The organism is Serratia bockelmannii, from assembly GCF_051803255.1.
Classification (GTDB): domain Bacteria; phylum Pseudomonadota; class Gammaproteobacteria; order Enterobacterales; family Enterobacteriaceae; genus Serratia; species Serratia bockelmannii.
The window spans coordinates 659,978-676,268 of sequence record NZ_CP196512.1 but is presented as its reverse complement, the minus strand read 5'-3'; the positions used below and the strand labels follow the sequence as shown (position 1 = coordinate 676,268).

19 protein-coding genes and 1 pseudogene are annotated in these 16,291 nt (G+C 57.0%); 1 reads left to right on the top strand and 19 read right to left on the bottom strand.

The window, feature by feature from the left end; all coding sequences use genetic code 11:
* Positions 1 to 100 precede the first annotated feature (100 nt).
* From ACSJLU_RS03185 to ACSJLU_RS03170, 4 genes are all read right to left on the bottom strand, one after another.
* The gene (locus ACSJLU_RS03185) at positions 101 to 1,366 is read right to left on the bottom strand and encodes a type II toxin-antitoxin system HipA family toxin (protein ID WP_380826499.1); all 1,266 of its coding nucleotides are present in this window, start codon (positions 1,364 to 1,366) and stop codon (positions 101 to 103) included.
* 3 nt (positions 1,367 to 1,369) lie between these two features.
* Positions 1,370 to 1,675, bottom strand: coding sequence for a helix-turn-helix domain-containing protein (locus ACSJLU_RS03180; RefSeq protein ID WP_043136062.1), 306 nt, complete (start codon positions 1,673 to 1,675; stop codon positions 1,370 to 1,372).
* A 154-nt stretch (positions 1,676 to 1,829) separates the two neighbouring features.
* Entirely contained in the window at positions 1,830 to 2,273 is a 444-nt protein-coding gene (gene rimI, locus ACSJLU_RS03175; RefSeq protein WP_025305207.1) for a ribosomal protein S18-alanine N-acetyltransferase, read from the bottom strand.
* Positions 2,218 to 2,655, bottom strand: coding sequence for a DNA polymerase III subunit psi (locus tag ACSJLU_RS03170; protein ID WP_273830495.1), 438 nt, complete (start codon positions 2,653 to 2,655; stop codon positions 2,218 to 2,220). The genes rimI and ACSJLU_RS03170 overlap by 56 nt, the downstream gene beginning before the upstream one ends.
* A 146-nt stretch (positions 2,656 to 2,801) precedes the next feature.
* Between ACSJLU_RS03170 and rsmC the strand changes: the two genes are divergently transcribed.
* Positions 2,802 to 3,842 carry a 16S rRNA (guanine(1207)-N(2))-methyltransferase RsmC gene (rsmC, locus tag ACSJLU_RS03165; protein WP_025305205.1) on the top strand — a complete coding sequence of 347 codons (1,041 nt, stop codon included), beginning with the start codon at positions 2,802 to 2,804 and terminating at the stop codon, positions 3,840 to 3,842.
* Between the two features lie 50 nt (positions 3,843 to 3,892).
* On the opposite strand, the pseudogene ACSJLU_RS03160 reads toward rsmC, so the two are convergent.
* The 15 genes and pseudogenes from ACSJLU_RS03160 to ACSJLU_RS03090 form a co-directional block, all read right to left on the bottom strand.
* Positions 3,893 to 4,519, bottom strand: a pseudogene (locus tag ACSJLU_RS03160) (aldo/keto reductase); the annotation flags it as partial.
* 382 nt (positions 4,520 to 4,901) lie between these two features.
* Complete coding sequence (locus ACSJLU_RS03155; protein ID WP_319869614.1) at positions 4,902 to 5,258, bottom strand: YcgJ family protein; 357 nt, start codon at positions 5,256 to 5,258, stop codon at positions 4,902 to 4,904.
* Between the two features lie 64 nt (positions 5,259 to 5,322).
* Entirely contained in the window at positions 5,323 to 5,841 is a 519-nt protein-coding gene (locus ACSJLU_RS03150) for a DUF4232 domain-containing protein (RefSeq protein WP_319869612.1), read from the bottom strand.
* 231 nt (positions 5,842 to 6,072) lie between these two features.
* The gene (locus ACSJLU_RS03145) at positions 6,073 to 6,693 is read right to left on the bottom strand and encodes a tyrosine-type DNA invertase (protein WP_319869611.1); all 621 of its coding nucleotides are present in this window, start codon (positions 6,691 to 6,693) and stop codon (positions 6,073 to 6,075) included.
* Between the two features lie 226 nt (positions 6,694 to 6,919).
* Entirely contained in the window at positions 6,920 to 7,288 is a 369-nt protein-coding gene (locus ACSJLU_RS03140; protein WP_439041059.1) for a hypothetical protein, read from the bottom strand.
* A gap of 11 nt (positions 7,289 to 7,299) precedes the next feature.
* Complete coding sequence (locus tag ACSJLU_RS03135; RefSeq protein ID WP_439041058.1) at positions 7,300 to 9,597, bottom strand: type VI secretion system Vgr family protein; 2,298 nt, start codon at positions 9,595 to 9,597, stop codon at positions 7,300 to 7,302.
* 38 nt (positions 9,598 to 9,635) lie between these two features.
* On the bottom strand, positions 9,636 to 10,154 hold the full coding sequence (locus tag ACSJLU_RS03130) for a Dabb family protein (RefSeq protein WP_260515933.1): 519 nt from the start codon (positions 10,152 to 10,154) through the stop codon (positions 9,636 to 9,638).
* Positions 10,155 to 10,404: 250 nt separating this feature from the next.
* Positions 10,405 to 10,782, bottom strand: coding sequence for a hypothetical protein (locus ACSJLU_RS03125; protein ID WP_439041057.1), 378 nt, complete (start codon positions 10,780 to 10,782; stop codon positions 10,405 to 10,407).
* A 90-nt stretch (positions 10,783 to 10,872) separates the two neighbouring features.
* On the bottom strand, positions 10,873 to 11,697 hold the full coding sequence (locus ACSJLU_RS03120; RefSeq protein ID WP_439041056.1) for a MipA/OmpV family protein: 825 nt from the start codon (positions 11,695 to 11,697) through the stop codon (positions 10,873 to 10,875).
* 322 nt (positions 11,698 to 12,019) lie between these two features.
* Complete coding sequence (locus ACSJLU_RS03115) at positions 12,020 to 12,145, bottom strand: hypothetical protein (protein ID WP_260515938.1); 126 nt, start codon at positions 12,143 to 12,145, stop codon at positions 12,020 to 12,022.
* Between the two features lie 125 nt (positions 12,146 to 12,270).
* Positions 12,271 to 12,729, bottom strand: coding sequence for a CaiF/GrlA family transcriptional regulator (locus tag ACSJLU_RS03110; protein ID WP_319869601.1), 459 nt, complete (start codon positions 12,727 to 12,729; stop codon positions 12,271 to 12,273).
* A 1,305-nt stretch (positions 12,730 to 14,034) separates the two neighbouring features.
* Positions 14,035 to 14,220, bottom strand: coding sequence for an ANR family transcriptional regulator (locus ACSJLU_RS03105; protein WP_439041055.1), 186 nt, complete (start codon positions 14,218 to 14,220; stop codon positions 14,035 to 14,037).
* A gap of 190 nt (positions 14,221 to 14,410) precedes the next feature.
* Positions 14,411 to 14,959: a hypothetical protein gene (locus ACSJLU_RS03100; RefSeq protein ID WP_319869597.1), complete on the bottom strand. Its 549-nt coding sequence runs from the start codon at positions 14,957 to 14,959 to the stop codon at positions 14,411 to 14,413.
* Positions 14,960 to 15,207: 248 nt separating this feature from the next.
* The gene (locus ACSJLU_RS03095) at positions 15,208 to 15,375 is read right to left on the bottom strand and encodes a hypothetical protein (RefSeq protein ID WP_319869595.1); all 168 of its coding nucleotides are present in this window, start codon (positions 15,373 to 15,375) and stop codon (positions 15,208 to 15,210) included.
* 292 nt (positions 15,376 to 15,667) lie between these two features.
* Positions 15,668 to 16,147, bottom strand: coding sequence for a CaiF/GrlA family transcriptional regulator (locus ACSJLU_RS03090; RefSeq protein ID WP_260515946.1), 480 nt, complete (start codon positions 16,145 to 16,147; stop codon positions 15,668 to 15,670).
* Positions 16,148 to 16,291: the final 144 nt, after the last annotated feature.

Here is a 16,291-nt window from a genome sequence, read left to right as displayed (position 1 = left end):
GCGCCGATCGCGGCGCCGGGCAAAGCGGTGAATAAAAGATAACAGCCGGGCATTTTCGCTGATTTGCCAACCGGTGACAATCAATGGATCCGATTTCCCGCTAACGCAGGCGGAAATCGGGAGACAAAGCGGCCCAATGCTGGCGCAATACCGATTTGTGATCGTCCGCCATCGGCAGCTCTTCCAATAAGGCCGGCCACAAATTTCGCGCCTTGTCGATGGCATCCACCAGGTGCACCCGTATCGCAGACCAGGGAATATCGACCCGTTCAGCCCAGCGTTCGAAGGTTTGCATTGAGATCCTATCCCAGCGCTTTTCCTTCGCCATATTGAGCGCAGCCTCAGACTCACCAGGAATATAAGCCAACGTAGTGACGATGTCATAAGCGGGAGAAAGCCGAATATCAGTCTGGTTTGGATAGAACATGGACCAATTTTTTACGTGCGCATCGCCATTGGCGAGCAAAATATTCGCCAACAGACGGCGCGCCATTTGCTGCACATCCGCTAAAGATTCACTGCCATACTCATAGAGATAAGCCGCTATTTGATCGTAATTTTTGCCGCGGTATTTATCGTGCGCGTAAATCTCGAATATCTGGGCAAAATCTTCTGCATGCACTCGCCCGCTTTCGCTGCGGTCAAAACGACGGGTGGCATAAGCATAGGGTTCATCCGCCAAGCGAATATCAGGCAAGTGTTCAAGTCGTGTCAGTTCAACCAGCTCAATATCAGGAATATCCACGCCGATGGCTTGCGCCAAACGCATTGCCGTATATTCATTTTCAGGGAGATGACGATGAACCGTTGAAGGCGTTTTAATGATCCAGCTATCAGCGCCCACCTGAGAAGAAATGTTGAAGCGGTCCTCTTTGCGCACAGAGGAAAATTTCATTTGTACCCCTGCCAGAGAAAACTTTTGCGCCTCCATCCCAACATCAATTTGCACGGCTTCCAACTCGCCGCGCGACCTTAACGCCCAGGCGGGTATGTCACTGGCAGCCAACGGCCGTGCTTCAAGCGCTCCCGGCAAGTTTCCACCGGCCCAGGCAATTAAAGGAAACTCCTCATTCACATGGGCTTTCAACGACTGTGCCACCCAAGCGCGCAGTGCGCCTTCGGGTAACAAGTTGGATAAAACGGGCGGCAGACGCTGCGATGACTGTAAAACTTGCTCAAGATACCCCGCGTGCGCCTTCTGCCTGAGCGTAAACAAAGGACGAACACGCTCCGGCAAAGCGAGGTAGTGTGGATCAAACGTCAGGATGTTTCTGCCGCCGCTGTAATGCGCCAGCACGCCAACACGCACGCCATGCAATATCAAGGCTAATGCCTGTACCGATTCAACCTGTCGCAGCCCTTTCATCAGCTAGTCCTCGAGATCTTTCAGTTTTTTTTCAAAATCCTGCGGCTTACCGACTTCCGGTGCGCTACTCACTTCCTGTTGCAGCAGGCACTCCACATCACGGGCAGACTTTTTTGGCACGATGACATATTCCAAATTCATCGCCGCCAATATTCGTAGCAACGTGCTTACCCGCATATCGCTCCCCGCTTCAATACGCTGATATTGCTGTTGGGTCATGCCAATCTTCATTAAAAAGTCTTTTTGACTCCAACCCAACTCACTGCGTTTTTCTTTCAGCAACGCTGATATTTCGGATAGTTTTCTCATCCGCGCCTCCAAACAACGCATTGATTGTCTCACCAGCAATAAACAACAAATTAGTTGTCGAGACAGTGAAAAACAACTTTTTTGATGTAAATTAATGAAGAAACAACTTTTTAGTTGTAAAAGGGAATGCAAACAATAAACAGGATGTTTTAGATTACCCCAGCGGCAGCGCCATCACGATCGCGTCTTCGCGGCCGTGGGCGCTCGGGTAATAATTGCGGCGCACGGTGACCTCGTTGAAACCGAGATCTTCATACAGCGCGATCGCCGCCTGGTTGGAGGCGCGGACTTCCAGCCACAGCGTAACCACGCCGCGGCTCTCCAGCTGTTCGATCACCGCGTTGAGCAGCAGGCGGCCAAAGCCCCGGCGCTGATACTGCGGATGGATGGCGATGTTGAACAGCGTGGCTTCGTCCAGCACGATCTGCGTGATGGCGAACCCCGCCATCGCCCCGTCGGCGCTCAGCTTCAGGTTAAGGTAGCGATCGCCCTGATTGCTGGCGAAGGTGGTTTCCGTCCAGGGAAAAGCGTGGCTGGCTTGCTCAATGTTGAAGGCCGTGGCCAGGTCGGCCGCCGTCAGGGTAGAAATCGTGTTCATGATGACAAATCTGCTGCCAGAGGGCGCGTTTGGCCCCCGCGTCTTGGGAAAGCTCGGCCAGCGCCGGGCTGTGTAGCTGCGCGCCGGCGACCGCGAGCGGTTCCGTCACGCCCAGCCGCCAACTGTTGCATGCGGTCTCTTCAGGCAGCATCGCCACCTGTTCCGGCGTCAGGCTGTAGGTTTGCGCCGGCGTCAGCCCCAGGCTGCGCAGCACGTCGCAAAACAGCGGATCGTCGGGCGCCGGCAGCGTCTGCGCCACCACCAGCAGGCGCGCCTCGGGCGGCAGACTGACCGCCACTTCGCCCTGCAACACGCTCGGGCGGCGCAATGTCCACTGCGTAATACCCAGTTGTTGTAACAGCCAGTCGCGTTTTGATGCCATGCCGATTCCTACCCGTTGTGGTGCGCCATGCCTGCCATGCGCCGCGCTATGCTAACAAACCCGCGCAGCCCGCGCCAACAAACCCGTCGAACATATCGCCACAAAGCTCTATAATCCCCGGTCTCATTTCCAGGAGCCAATATCTGATGTCTGCATTAACCCCCGCCAGTGAAGTCATGCTGCGCCACAGTGATGAATTTATCGAACGCCGCGTGCTGTTTGCCGGCGACCTGCAGGACAGCCTGCCGGCCCAATTCGAGGCCGCGGACGTGCGCGTCCACACTCAGCAATACCATCACTGGCAGTTACTGAACCGGACGATGGGCGATAACGTGCAGTTCGGTTTGACCGTCGATCCCGCTTTCGTCGCCGACTGCGACACGCTGGTTTACTACTGGCCGAAGAGCAAGCAGGAAGCGCAATTCCAGCTGTGCAACCTCCTGGCGCTGCTGCCGGTGGGCGCGGACGTGTTCGTGGTCGGTGAAAACCGCAGCGGCGTGCGCAGCGCCGAGCCAACGCTGGAAGGCCACGTCACGCTGGTGAAAATCGACAGTGCGCGCCGCTGCGGCCTGTATCATGGCCGCCTGGACGCGCAGACCGAGTTCGACCTGAACGACTGGTGGGACAGCTATCAGCTGCACGATCTGGAAGTGAAAACGCTGCCGGGCGTGTTCAGCCGCGACGGTCTGGACGTCGGCAGCTCGCTGCTGCTGTCGACGCTGGAAAAACACATGAAAGGCAAGGTGCTGGACATCGGCTGCGGCGCCGGCGTCATGGCCTCGGTAATGTCCAAGCTGTCGCCGAAGGTAAAACTGACCCTCAGCGACGTCAACGCCGCCGCGGTGGAATCCAGCCGCGCAACGCTGGCCGCCAACGGCATCGAAGGCGAAGTGATCGTCAGCAACGTTTACTCCGACATCACCGGCCGTTTCGACATGATCATCTCCAACCCGCCGTTCCACGACGGGCTGCAGACCAGCCTGACCGCTGCTGAAACCCTGATCCGCGGCGCGGTGAAGCACCTGCCGATCGGCGGCAGGCTGCGCATCGTCGCCAACGCCTTCCTGCCGTACCCGGACATTCTGGACGCCACCTTCGGCAGCCACGAAGTGCTGGCGCAGAACGGCCGCTTCAAGGTGTATCAGGCCACCGTCGGCCGCCCGCCGCGCGCGCCGAAGAAGAAATAATTCGCCGTTGGCGGAAAACGACAGAGCGCGGCCTGAGGCCGCGCTTTTTTTTAGCCGTTGATATAGGTCATCGACTCGGCGCCGTAGCGTTCGCCGGCCGCCGCACTCAGTGGGAACACCGCGTCGATCGCCGCCAGCTCAGCCGCGCTCAGCGTTATCTCCGCCGCCGCGACGTTCTCTTCCAGGTAGCGACGGCGTTTGGTGCCGGGGATCGGCACGATGTGCTCGCCCTGCGCCAACACCCAGGCCAGCGCCAGCTGCGAAGGTTTGACGCCCTTCTGCGCCGCCAGCTCGCCCACCTTCTCCACCAGCGCCAGGTTGCGGGCGAAGTTTTCCCCCTGGAAACGCGGGTTGCCTCGGCGGAAATCGTCCTCGGCCAGATCCTCCGGCCGCCGGATAGCCCCGGTGAGGAAACCGCGCCCTAACGGGCTGTAAGGCACAAAGCCGATGCCCAGGCGCTCACAGGCCGCCAGCACGCCCTGCTCGGCGTCGCGCGTCCACAGTGAATACTCGGTCTGCAGCGCCGTGATCGGATGTACCTTGTGCGCCCGCTCCAGCGTGGCCACCGACGCCTCACTCAGGCCGATATGGCGGATCTTGCCTTCGCGGATCAGATCCGCCATCGTGCCGACGACGTCTTCGATCGGCACTTGCGGATCGACCCGGTGCTGATAATAGGAATAATTTAGCAAGTTCAACTAATTGATATTAGTTATAAAAATTCAAATACCAATATCAACTACACACACAACTACACCAATAAAACCACGCCAGCGTAACAAGTACAAAATCTCCCCAATCTCACTTTCCTTTGCCTCCGACCTCCCACCAAAAAAGATTTACCGTAAAACTGTGCACCCTCTTCACCCTTTTGATTTATTATTTACATTCAATATCTTACCAGATTAACACTCTCCACCTGACCCTTCACAGCCCTTCACCGCGCAGTGCAGAGCGCAGCATGACACGTTTTGACATCGGTACTAACACATCCGTGAGCCTCACCCCGTTCGGGGCCGCCGCAAGCGTCGGTAAAAACGGCCCGCGGCGGCTCAATCTTCATCCGCCAAAGAGTTGCCCGGTCGTCACCACATCAATGGCCCCCGATGGCTTGCCGTCAGCACCAAAGTAGCGGTCATTGCGACACACTTTTTCTTTCGTGTCACAGTATATCCCGTTCGCAAACGTAAACGCCGTGCGATCAAACGCCCCCTGCGCGTCCAGTTGCGCACCTTTCTTCTTGCCCAGATAGCGGGCCGTCAGCGCCGTTGATACCCCCTGCGCATTCGCACAAAAATACGCATCGCATACCACGCCCTTCGCGGGTGAGTGCAACGACTTCGTCGCGGCATGCGTCCCCAGAGCAACCAGCATCAGCGCCCCGGCCATCAAACCCCGTTGCACGTAAACGTTCATCGTTTCGTCTCTCTTCCGTGTCAAAAAAATCAACCCTGTCGCGTTGTCAGCGCAATGCGGTCTCTCAAGGCGTCTCCGACATCCCCTGCGCAGGCCACGACGTCAATGGCCACTGGGTCAGCTCGACAAGTGAGCCCCCTGTCGCACACATCTGACGGCCAAACAGCAATCGCAATGCCCCGCCGGGTAAATTCAACGCCGCCATCAACGGTGTGATGCAGTTGTGCGCATGCTCAATGTCTCTCTCTTCCCAGGCCAATGGCGCAGCGACCGCCTCGCCCGGCGCCAGCGTGACCCACGCCACGGACGGATGGTCGGGGTATTGCGCCCCGACAAGACGCTGCTCGCCGTCCCCGCCATAGAACGTCAGGGGCGGCAACACGTTCATCTGGCAGGCTTGCGCCCCCAGATTACGCAGTACCAACAACACCTCCGCGGGCCCACCCTGCCGGTCCACAAACTGCGCCTCCAGTTGATGGGCGGTACACGCCCCGTCCGGCCAGGCGGCAAGCACTGGCCTGGCCACCAGGCCTGTCAGTATCCAGACCAGGATGGGAGGAAAAAGGGTAACATGTCGTCTCATACAAGGCTCTCATCAGCAGGTGTTATCGACGTCGGCACTAACAACAAGGTGCGTGACGTGTCGACGCGCCCGTTGCAGGCAAGAGAAATTCATGGCGCCGGCCTCCCTGAACACGCCTGTCGCTCTGCGGGAGACGGGCGTACTCTCAAGACCAGACATCACTGCATGCCGGTCACAAAACCACCAAAGCCCTCGGCAGACGGGTTCGTTGCCGCAGTGTCCAGGTCACCGTCAAATACCGTTGCACAGCACGCCGACAGGCAACGCGTCCTGCAACGGCGACATCAGCGGCAAAGTTGCGTCCTTGAGCCAAACATGATTAAACCGCATGGCATTCGCCGCCGTATAAAGCACGGTATGACGAATATTGCGGTGCCCAAGATAATCCTGTATCAACCGCGTATCGTTCCCCCGCTCCGCAAGGTTATATCCACAGGCATGGCGCAACATATGCGGATGCAGCGACAGCGGCAAACCCGCGCGTTCGCCATAACGCCGCAGTAGCTGGTAAAACCGTTGTCGTGACAATCGCGTCCCGCGCTGGGACAAAAATAACCAGGGCTGATGTTGTCCCGCAAGCGACTGCCGTTCGGTAAGCCAGACCTGCAACGCCGCATTCTCCTCCGGCAACAAGGGATGACTGGTACTCATCCCGCCCTTGAGTCGGGCGATGTAAATCTTCCTGGATAGGGGGTCGTAATCCGTGAGTCGCAATGCCGTCAGCTCACTCACCCTGAGACCATGCAGAAATGCCATGCTGACCATACAATAATCACGAACAGAAACCCTATCCTTGGTAATGGTTTTCAGTAAACTGTTTATTTCATCCCCGGTTAAATATTTGCGTTTCATCACTGCCTCGCCGTTTAGGATTAGTCTTATAGCGGTCCGACCAGTGAAGGTAACAGGGATGATTTTATTTTAAATACTTTTTTACAAAATATCACATAACCCAGACAGGCATCACAAACTCCATGCAAACAACACAATGCATATCATAAACTTATCTTATAAAACCTTGCAGTTAACAAGGCTAAAACACGGTAAACTCAGCACGAAAAAGACGCGCCCATCACGCTCAGTTATCAACATATTGCATAATAACAATGCTTCTCGGATACCCTTCCCGATACCGAATAACTACTCGATTTCCAATCCTGAGCGCATCCATATAATAGGGTGAAACGATAACATCCTTTAATACGTGATACCCTTCGCCCTTGACCGAAAAAGCAAGCTGTAATTGCACCGACACCTTTCCCACAATCACCTGTCTCTTATGCGGTGTGGCATTCACAATCAGCGCCCGGGCCTCCTTGCCATGTTTCATAATGGCCTGATTTTCTCGGCCCGCACGGCAGGTATTCCATATTCCCATCATGACCAGCAACATCAACACCAGGGTAAGGACCACATTTGACCAAAGCGCGACATTGACCATACCCACACCATTCCCCTTCACGCAATCGTCGTCAGGGCGCTCACAAACGCACTGTAATCGCTCTTGAGAGAGAGAAGAGTGCTGGTAAGCGTTTTATTACCGCTGACAAATTCAAGATGGTTATCATGTTTTGATAATTTAAACGGCGTGTTACTGATGGAGAACATGCCCATCGAAACACTCGACGCCGTAAAGCTTACAGATGAGCCGGTAAAACTGACCGAGCTGCCGGTAACGCTTTCCGAGGCACCCGTCATGCTGAAAGAGTGACCGGTAAAGCTTTCGCTGTGCCCTTTGCCGGTAGTGGCCTTTTGATTGGGCGCATCCAGGGTGATTTTCGTGGCGCTTTTGATGTTCACATCCGCATCAGACAGGATGTTAATGGTACCCGCCACCGACTTCGTCCATTCCCCCGTCGTGTCCTCGCGCTCGTTGCCGGTTATCTTTTTTTTTGCATCCCCGACGATGTCAATGGACCGGCCCCCCTCGCTGATGATTATCGTTTGGCCACCGGCGTGTATCTTCAGCGTCTGGCCACCGGTGGTGACGGTGGTTGTTTGCCCGTCCCGGTATTCCTCAACCAGTTCACCGTCAATGATAACGGTCTGCTTGCCGTGCACCGTGGTCGTGCTGTCCCCTGTGACCTCTCGGTTATCACCGCCCGCCGCGATATCAACCTGCCGCCCCTTGGCGATACGGACGTGCTGGCGCTCATCGAACGTGTAACTGTCTTCACCCTTCACCCGCGTGGTCCGCGCCCCCTCGATATTCACTGTCAGGTCACGCTCGGTACTCATGTTCATGTCACGTTCGGCGTGCATGTCAAACGTCTCGCGCCCCGGTGCATCGTCAAATACCAAGAAGCTGCCGTTCTCGGGGGTTCCGCCCGCAGAACGCGTCATGAAGCCCATTTTGGTCGCATCCGCCGGCAAGTCCCACGGCGGCATGCTGTCCTGGTTATACACGCGGCCGGTGACGATGGGGCGGTCCGGGTCACCGTTGATAAAGTCGACGATAACCTCTTCGCCGACACGGGGTACCTGGAGACTGCCATACCCCCATCCGGCCCAGGCACTGGACACGCGCACCCAGCAGGCGGCCTCGTCATTGCCGGGGGCGTGATGGCGGTCCCAGCGGAACTTGAGTTTGACGCGCCCGTATTCATCGGTCCAGATGGCCTGCCCCTGCGGCCCCACCACCTCCGCCGTCTGCGGCCCGTATGTCCGCGGCCAGGCCGTTTGCCGGGCAGGGCGCCAGTGCAGGGCCGCCGGGTGAGCGGTAAAGGCCGTGCGATGCACCGGTGTCGCCGCTTCGTCATCCTGACTGTAATAACCGGCCTCACTGAAAAAATACTCCGCGCCGCTGACGATATAGGTCCGGTTATCTTCCGGGCGCGCCGCCCGCGTCAGGGTAAAGGCATGCCCTGGCGCCATGCCCAGCGACGGGGTTTCCCCCGACATCTGCGCTTGCATGCAGGCGAGTTCCTGCTGGCGAATTCGACTGTAAAATGCCCCGTCGTCATGCCGGGTATACCGCCCCGGCCAGTCAAACACGACCGCATCCTGCTGGCCGCCAGAGGCGGGATTTTGTCTCGCCTGCAGCAGGCTGGCACGCGGCCGGCGAAAATCATAGTCGTCGGTCAGATACAGCGACGCGGACATCGTCTCGAACACCCGCCAGTGTGCAATCCCCAACTCGGGGACATCGGTCACCGCCTCGTCAACACACGGGAAGGTGGCAAACCCCCTGAGCGCCTCGTGCTGCTCGGGTGCATCAGCCAGCACCAGCGTGTGTTTCCCGTTATCGTGCAGGAAGTAGTAATAGATACCTTCATGCTCCATCAGGCGGCTGATAAAATCGAAGTCGCTTTCCTGATATTGCACGCAATACTCCCAACACCGATAATCCCAGCTCAGGCGGTTCTCAAACGCAATATTCTGCTCACGCAAGAGGGTGGTGATGATGTCCGGCACGCTTTTCTCTTGCCATATCCGGCAATCCCGTCCCTGCCCCAGAGACCACAAGGCGGGTTTAACGGTAAGGGTATAGCGGTCATAGCGGTCGTTCCTGCCCCGCCCCTTGACCTCAACCCGCGTCATGATGCCCGACAAATAGCGTGGTGGGCACTGAGGGGTTTGGCGACATTCCACCGTCAGGGTGTGCCCCAGCAGTTTCTTGGGGTCGACAGGACGAGTTTCGCAAAGCACGTCGACATGGAAGGTGTACAGCGATGACAGGGCTTCCTTGCCGGTCAATGATTGAAAAAGAAAGGGGGTATCATCAAGCGAAGTATGGACCGTTATCATTCTGTTCATCGTGTTTTCTCCATGAAGCTCTCACATCACCGACGTCATCACCTCAGTGAAAAATCAAACACCAGGACGCCGTTATCGTCACTGAGCAGGGGCGCCACAAATTGCTTGAACGCGTCATGGGCCTCATCGTAGTCCCCCTCTGTATCTACCAGAGGTTTGCCCACGTAATAATTGCGGTCACCTTCCGACTTAAAGGTCACAATAAATCCCTGTTCAAATCCGCCATCCACCCCTTCCCCACTGTTTTGCACACCCTCAACAATAGAGAGAATATAAGGTGTATCGGCCCCCGGCCGTATTGAGCGCTTGAGCGATAAAAACCGACCCGTCACCGCATCTCGCTGTGCTTGCGTGACGGTTTTTTTATATTTAAACAGCACGATATGTTTTAAAAGCCCAGGCTTGTAGTCACCCGCAGTAAATACATCACTGCCGACGGATTGGCGCTGCTGAATCAATTTATCGCCCATGGCCGCATTCTCCTCCCAAGGAAAAGCATGAATACCGACAAAAAAAGCAAAAAATAACAACAACCCGATTATCATTACCTTAATCACTCACCCGCTCCGTTTGGTATTCTTGTCAGAAGCAACATTCACCGTCGAGGATGTCATAAAAAAATGTCGCCCCAAAAGGAGCGACCAGCTAAAAAACCAGGCAGTAAGGGGGAGCGCAAAGGAATACACATTTCACATCATCCACGAAGGATAGATTAACATTCCTAACGGGAGAGGATTATTGTCAACTGTTTTTCAAATATACCGCTATTTACTCCAGGCGTTTTTCCCTCGTGCGGCCACGGCAATATCAGGTTCGAAACACACGGGTCAAATGACGGCTCAATACGCAACAGACACTCACAAAAAGAATATTCACTGTCGGCGTGATGAGCAAACCAATGGCCGCTGTCGAGGTCGATGGAGCAATAAACACGTCGTAATAAGTCTTACCATCCAATGCCAGTGCCCCCCAGGCCCCTATCATCGCCCCTGCGTTGTGGCGCATGGACACAAAACACGCCAGGGTGATTAAATACGGTGTCATTGACAACGCCAACAAGGCCAATGAGGATCCGATGTGCGCGATATCAATACCCCCCGTGAAGAAAATATCCCCATGAAGCAGGCAGGCGAAGCCGTTAACGGCCATAAAGGCATATCGGTACCCTTGACGCGAAGATTGCACCCTGTAGCCCTCCTTTACCTCGACAGATGTTCGCAAAACAAAAGGTGCCGTCACGGCGGCGCGAGAACACAAACGGCGCCGCCGCAGGCATTAAAAGCGATAGCTGGCGCTCATGAAGGCTATCCCCGCCAGCGCCTTGTCCACCAACGGGCTGTCGGCCGCATCCCCCGCCAAGCGGTACGCTTCGCCGCCGGCCTGGAAGGACCACGACGGCGACCACTGGTAATTCAGGGCCAGTCTGGCGGTGAACTGCTTCATCCCCGCCTTCGGCCGGTAGGCCGCAAAGTGGGTCCGAGCCGCCTGCTGCGGCGACACCCCGAAGTAACCCCGCTGGTACCCGCCGTTGGCCCAGGTCGCGAACACATTGCCCTCCAGCGTCACCTGGTCATTTATCGCGTAATCCCGCATCACGCCAAAGTCCACGTACGCCGTACGTCCCAGGTCCTCACCGCCGTAATGGCGCTCGCGGGTCGCGCTCATGCCCTTCACGTAAACGCGTACCGGGTTCATCAGGTAGCTCAACTCCAGACCGACCTCCGGCGAACCGCCCAGGTCACTCATCCCGCGCAGATGGTCATCGTGACTGCCGAGCCCGCTGATACGCTCCTTGCGGCCATAGTCATAATCCATCAGCAATGCCACCCCAAACGGCGACGGGACCGGCAGGTCCCAGCGCGCGCCACGGATAACCCCCAGCGTGAACGCGCCCCAGTTGTCCGTTTTTACGTGCCCTTCCAGGTCATACAACGGCAAGGCCACATAGTGAGAGGCCCCCTGATAGGCCGGTGCCACGGCAAGGCCGGCCCCCACGCTCACCGAGGTATCCCCATCGGCCATCGCCGCCTGACTCAGCGGCGACAGGGTCCCCCCCAACACCAGGGCTGCCAGCATGGTGTAACGTGCACAGTGTTTCATCGAGTGTTTCTCCATCATCATTAGTTGTGTGTTGTTTCATGACCTGCCGCCGCACCGCCGTTGGCCCGGGGAGGCGGTGGCCGGGCCGCGGCTCGGGGGCGCCAAAAGGCCGCCAGGATAACCATCGCGACCAGACCCCATGCCGCGAGGCACCCAAGCGCGACGCCCCACCAGGTGCAGCGAACGCCAGGCAGTCGCCGCCGCCCCCTCTTGCCCTCTTCCTCCACCTTCCGTGCCGTCATGTCCCCCTCCTTTGTCGCGGCGGCCAAATGGCCGTGCCAGCACGCCGTACCACCGCCTCAATACCCCTGATGAGACGCCATCACCGAATAGCGGGTGCCAGCACCAGCGCCGCATGCGCAATGCGGGAGATCCACTCCCCCAACGCATCCGGGCCGCCAGCCCGATACCAGACCACCAGGCACAGCGCCATCACCCCGCCCCCCATCAACCACCGCCCCCCGCCTGGCGGGAGGCGGCGCAACCGACACCAGTGCGCCCGCCAGCCCGTTCGCCCTGAAGGGGAATGCGGACAACGCAAGGCAACCAGCAAGGCGGACATCACTGCGGATATCACGGCAAGTTCCCTCTCGCGCCACCGATAAACCAACGCCGCAATGCCGGTAACGGCGCCGTATCCGTACCGTCGGGGGGAGCCTGAGGTGTCAGATGCACCGGCGTCTCCGACACCGGGAGCCCCTCTATCCGCGGTTTTGCGATAATGTGCAGATAACGCAGGCGCCCGCCGCTGGATGCACGGGAATAAAACTGGCGACTCGCGATACGGTCCGGGCGCGCACGCCGGATGTAAGACATCACATCCCCCGCGCGGCGTAACTCGAGATGAAATGCCTTCGCCAGCTCTTCGCGACAAAAAGGCCGCCGCAATCGCCATCCCCAAACCGCCACCGCCTGATACAGCGGGACCGTCGCGGCCAGCTGCAACCCGGCTGGCAGATGATATTCGCCGTAGGTGGATTGACGCTCAGGCCCGGCCGTACCGTGATGCCCCTTGCTAACCCCTGCTGCCATACCCCATCTTCCTCCTGCAAGCCGCCGGGTTATTCCCGACGCCGAAGACATAGCCCACCACTCCCACCGGCGTCACTGGCCGAACGGCGACATTATTAAGCGCAGAAGACGGCTTCCCCGTTTTCTGCGCGCCGATATGGGACGGATTGATCTGCGCCCACGCAAGCCTGTCCACACAAGGCGACACAGACCAAACCGATACTGACGTTGCTCATGAGCGACCTCCCTTTTTATTCAAACGCGTCGCCATTCATGACGCCGGAATATAGCCTGAGCCACGCTCAACTTTCTGTTGTAACCGCGCACCACAACACATGGCGCTGATGCTGTCTTTCCACTGTCAGGTGATGGTGCCTGGCGACGACGAGTCGCCAGGCACGCTCAATAAGCCTGCCCTGTTCGCCGTGACGGTTGACTTATTTTGTTGTATTAACATCACTATTTCCCTGAAAGAACGCGCCACACCAAGAGCGGCGAATAGTGACTCGCTTTCGGTTGTGCTTCCCTTGATAAGCAACCAAGGCACTATGAGCAAAACAAATACACCACACGGGCTATTACCGATAAGAATCGCTCCCGCGACGTTTATTTCCCATCGAACACCGTACAACGTCGACCGGCCATTCCGACCTGAATCATTCAGACGAGCCGAAATAAACCAATAAATGTCCACCATGAAATGAGAAAAGGAAATAACAAAAATCAACCAATCACATTAAAAATAGCAAGCAGAAGCCTCAACACCAAGATATCAAACAGCCCTCAGCCAAGACGTTCAGTTATGCAAACAAGATATTTTCCATAAAAAACGAAGCACCCTTCTTATTTTAATAAAGGCCAGCATTGCCCCATCCAACGCTCAAATATGCGTTCTATCCAAGATAAACCTGCATTAATAAAGAGGGTCTCAACGCAAAAAAAAATAGCCACCTTGTGGAAAACAGAAAATTCCCCTTATCCCCTTAGTTGCAAATAACGAGCCCCCCGTTGTCACACAACCAATATCAACAGCGTCGAAGAGATAACAAGGGGCTTCACATCACCCATACCAGGAACCCCAGCAACAGCGCCCATATCGCAAGGCTCACGATGACCACGCTCAACCACACGAATCGACAACTCAACACGCCCAATTTTCGGCATCGACGTCGCCACGCCCTGCCGCTCCACACACTTTGCATTCTCCCACTCCCCTCTCCAGCTGCATCATCACATCGGTCGCATAATGCCCCAACCGAAGCGCCACTCGCCAAATTGCCGCTCAGAATACGTGCCATTTTCCCCGAAAATAATGCGTGTTCGCTCTTACGCCCGCTGACAGCGCTTTTGGCAAAACAGCGCCCTCGCCTCGCACCAGTCACGCTCACCGTCCGTCACCGCCAGCTCCCCGCTGGCCTGCCAGTAGCGTACCGCCTCATCGAACCCCCCTTCCCGCTCCAGAATTGCGGCCTGCTCCTGCAGCGCACGTGAACGTTCTCGTGGTGTTGACATGGCATGCATGACCGGCAATGGCGTGTCCATGTCGCAAGCGCCTTTCCCTGAACCGTTCCTCATCCCTGCTCTCCCTTCGGCACATCATCACTGCCCTCCCACGTCGGCAATAACACCACGCTCAGCCCGGGCGATAACATTGGGTCTCGGTGGGGCGTGGTCAGCGCATATCGTACCGGTGGTTTTTCTTTCATCCCTTTTCCTCTATTTGTGTACATTTATCTCTACATATCGGCCGGAGCTGGCGCAACAAGGCCGCCAGCCCTGAGGCCCGGAACTTTAACAACGCACTATGCCGCTGCGCGTACAGCGTTTTCGACTTACGGCGTTGCTGCCATGCCTGCTGAGGGATGGGTATTTCCAACAACGTGTTGGACATCACTCTGCGCTCACAGGGCGACAACAACAGCGCCGGCATCTGCGGCAACCCTTCGTCCTTCCCCGCCTGCAACAATGTCCCCTCTGACCACACGATCCGCTGTAACAACGCCAGTGGGCTGCGCACACTGATGATCCGAAGCGGTAAGTGGATGCCGCAACATATCAGGGCCTGGCGCACTACGTTATTGACTTCAAATGGGGAAAGCACAATCAGGCGTTCCACCCCGGCGAGAGCCAGTGCTTCGTCATCCAATTGCAGCAGTTGTTGTAACGCCTGCGCCGGATATCTCGACAACCGCACAATCAGGCAATGTTTTGGGCCGGGTGCGCCACGCGGGTTGCCCCTGTTTTCTTTCATCGCCGCCAACGCCCTTTCGACCCGTTCATAGGCGTCAACGGGAGCCGCTCCCCGGGCCGTCGTTGGCGGGGTCAGAAGGGATTGCAGTCCCAGTCGCCCGTAAGGACAGGGATCGACGACGGTAATCAGCCCATTGGGCGAGAGAGGCCCGCGAATGCCCGTTATCGTCCCTTGACAGTACAACCCGTTTTTATCAAGCCTCACAACCTTCCCTCCCCTTGGCCTTTTCAGATGCGCCTTGATGCTTATTACCGCGGCGACAGCCCATACAACTGCAGCACAATCAGCACCAGCACCACCCAACCAGCCCCCTGGAACGCCGACAAGACGGCCAACTCCATCAGGGTCTGTGCCCCCTTACGTCCGGCATTAAACAACGCAATCAGCACCAGCGCCCCGGCCCCCACAACCAGCAAACTGCGCGTCCAGTCAGAGGCCAGTAGACCAGCAGCACAGAGCCAGCCCCCTGCGCCCCCCAGGCCTAACCCTATGCGTACCGTGCCCTCCACGGCCATATCGCCGCGTATAAAGCGCCAAACCCCAGGGATAAACCTCGCCGGGCACGGCTTAACAACCGCATTCGGTGACAGCAATAACATGCCACCCAGCAACAGCACGCTCAGACTCAGCCACAGTAACCACGACCACATCCCCATCGTCATCCTCCATCATTTCTCTGCCCGCCTTTATCCTGCGCGGGCCCCTCTTTCAAGATAAGGGGCGTCGTAAAAACCACTGGCGCAACCGTTGCTGCGCCTGTTCACGTTCTGCGGTACTCCCGCGTAGCCGCACTGTCGTTTGCGAGGACGTTGTTTCAGCAACAGACTGTTCCGGTGTGGCTATCGCCAAAATACGCAGGCAATAGCCCTGACCCTTCATCAGGGACAGGCATTTGCAGGTCACCCGGGGCGCACCGTTGAGCAAATAACGCATAATCTCCAATGCCCGGCGCGTATCGAGCTGGAAAGCCTGGCAAATCATCTCCCGTGACAGGGGTTTTCCCATCACCAACCCAAAGTGCGCCACCGCCAGATAGAGCGGCATGGGCGGGAGATGGTCGAGGCACGCCGGCAGCACGTAGCTCTCGTGATTGGATTGGCGTGGCGCAACACGCCGGCCGGCGCTGGCCGTATCGTCGGAAGAGGGAAGAGGGGGCGTAGTTTGGCGTGTATTATCTTGTTGCGTCATGTTTTACTCCTTTATATTGCTTGATAACCACCCGCGATGGCGGACTGACTTCCTTCAGTGAATAAAATAATAAAAACACGTGTGCAGCCTATTGACATGAGAAGTAAAATGCTTGCGAACGGCAATAAAGCAACCGATTAGTGG

Excerpts from the sequence above, each read along its gene's own strand:
- ACSJLU_RS03185 (WP_380826499.1), bottom strand. The coding sequence starts at position 1,366 with ATGAAAGGGCTGCGACAGGTTGAATCGGTACAGGCATTAGCCTTGATA.
- ACSJLU_RS03180 (WP_043136062.1), bottom strand. The coding sequence starts at position 1,675 with ATGAGAAAACTATCCGAAATATCAGCGTTGCTGAAAGAAAAACGCAGT.
- rimI (WP_025305207.1), bottom strand. The coding sequence starts at position 2,273 with ATGAACACGATTTCTACCCTGACGGCGGCCGACCTGGCCACGGCCTTC.
- ACSJLU_RS03170 (WP_273830495.1), bottom strand. The coding sequence starts at position 2,655 with ATGGCATCAAAACGCGACTGGCTGTTACAACAACTGGGTATTACGCAG.
- rsmC (WP_025305205.1), top strand. The coding sequence starts at position 2,802 with ATGTCTGCATTAACCCCCGCCAGTGAAGTCATGCTGCGCCACAGTGAT.
- ACSJLU_RS03155 (WP_319869614.1), bottom strand. The coding sequence starts at position 5,258 with ATGAACGTTTACGTGCAACGGGGTTTGATGGCCGGGGCGCTGATGCTG.
- ACSJLU_RS03150 (WP_319869612.1), bottom strand. The coding sequence starts at position 5,841 with ATGAGACGACATGTTACCCTTTTTCCTCCCATCCTGGTCTGGATACTG.
- ACSJLU_RS03145 (WP_319869611.1), bottom strand. The coding sequence starts at position 6,693 with ATGAAACGCAAATATTTAACCGGGGATGAAATAAACAGTTTACTGAAA.
- ACSJLU_RS03135 (WP_439041058.1), bottom strand. The coding sequence starts at position 9,597 with ATGAACAGAATGATAACGGTCCATACTTCGCTTGATGATACCCCCTTT.
- ACSJLU_RS03120 (WP_439041056.1), bottom strand. The coding sequence starts at position 11,697 with ATGAAACACTGTGCACGTTACACCATGCTGGCAGCCCTGGTGTTGGGG.
- ACSJLU_RS03115 (WP_260515938.1), bottom strand. The coding sequence starts at position 12,145 with ATGGGGGGCGGGGTGATGGCGCTGTGCCTGGTGGTCTGGTATCGGGCT.
- ACSJLU_RS03110 (WP_319869601.1), bottom strand. The coding sequence starts at position 12,729 with ATGGCAGCAGGGGTTAGCAAGGGGCATCACGGTACGGCCGGGCCTGAG.
- ACSJLU_RS03105 (WP_439041055.1), bottom strand. The coding sequence starts at position 14,220 with ATGTCAACACCACGAGAACGTTCACGTGCGCTGCAGGAGCAGGCCGCA.
- ACSJLU_RS03100 (WP_319869597.1), bottom strand. The coding sequence starts at position 14,959 with ATGAAAGAAAACAGGGGCAACCCGCGTGGCGCACCCGGCCCAAAACAT.
- ACSJLU_RS03090 (WP_260515946.1), bottom strand. The coding sequence starts at position 16,147 with ATGACGCAACAAGATAATACACGCCAAACTACGCCCCCTCTTCCCTCT.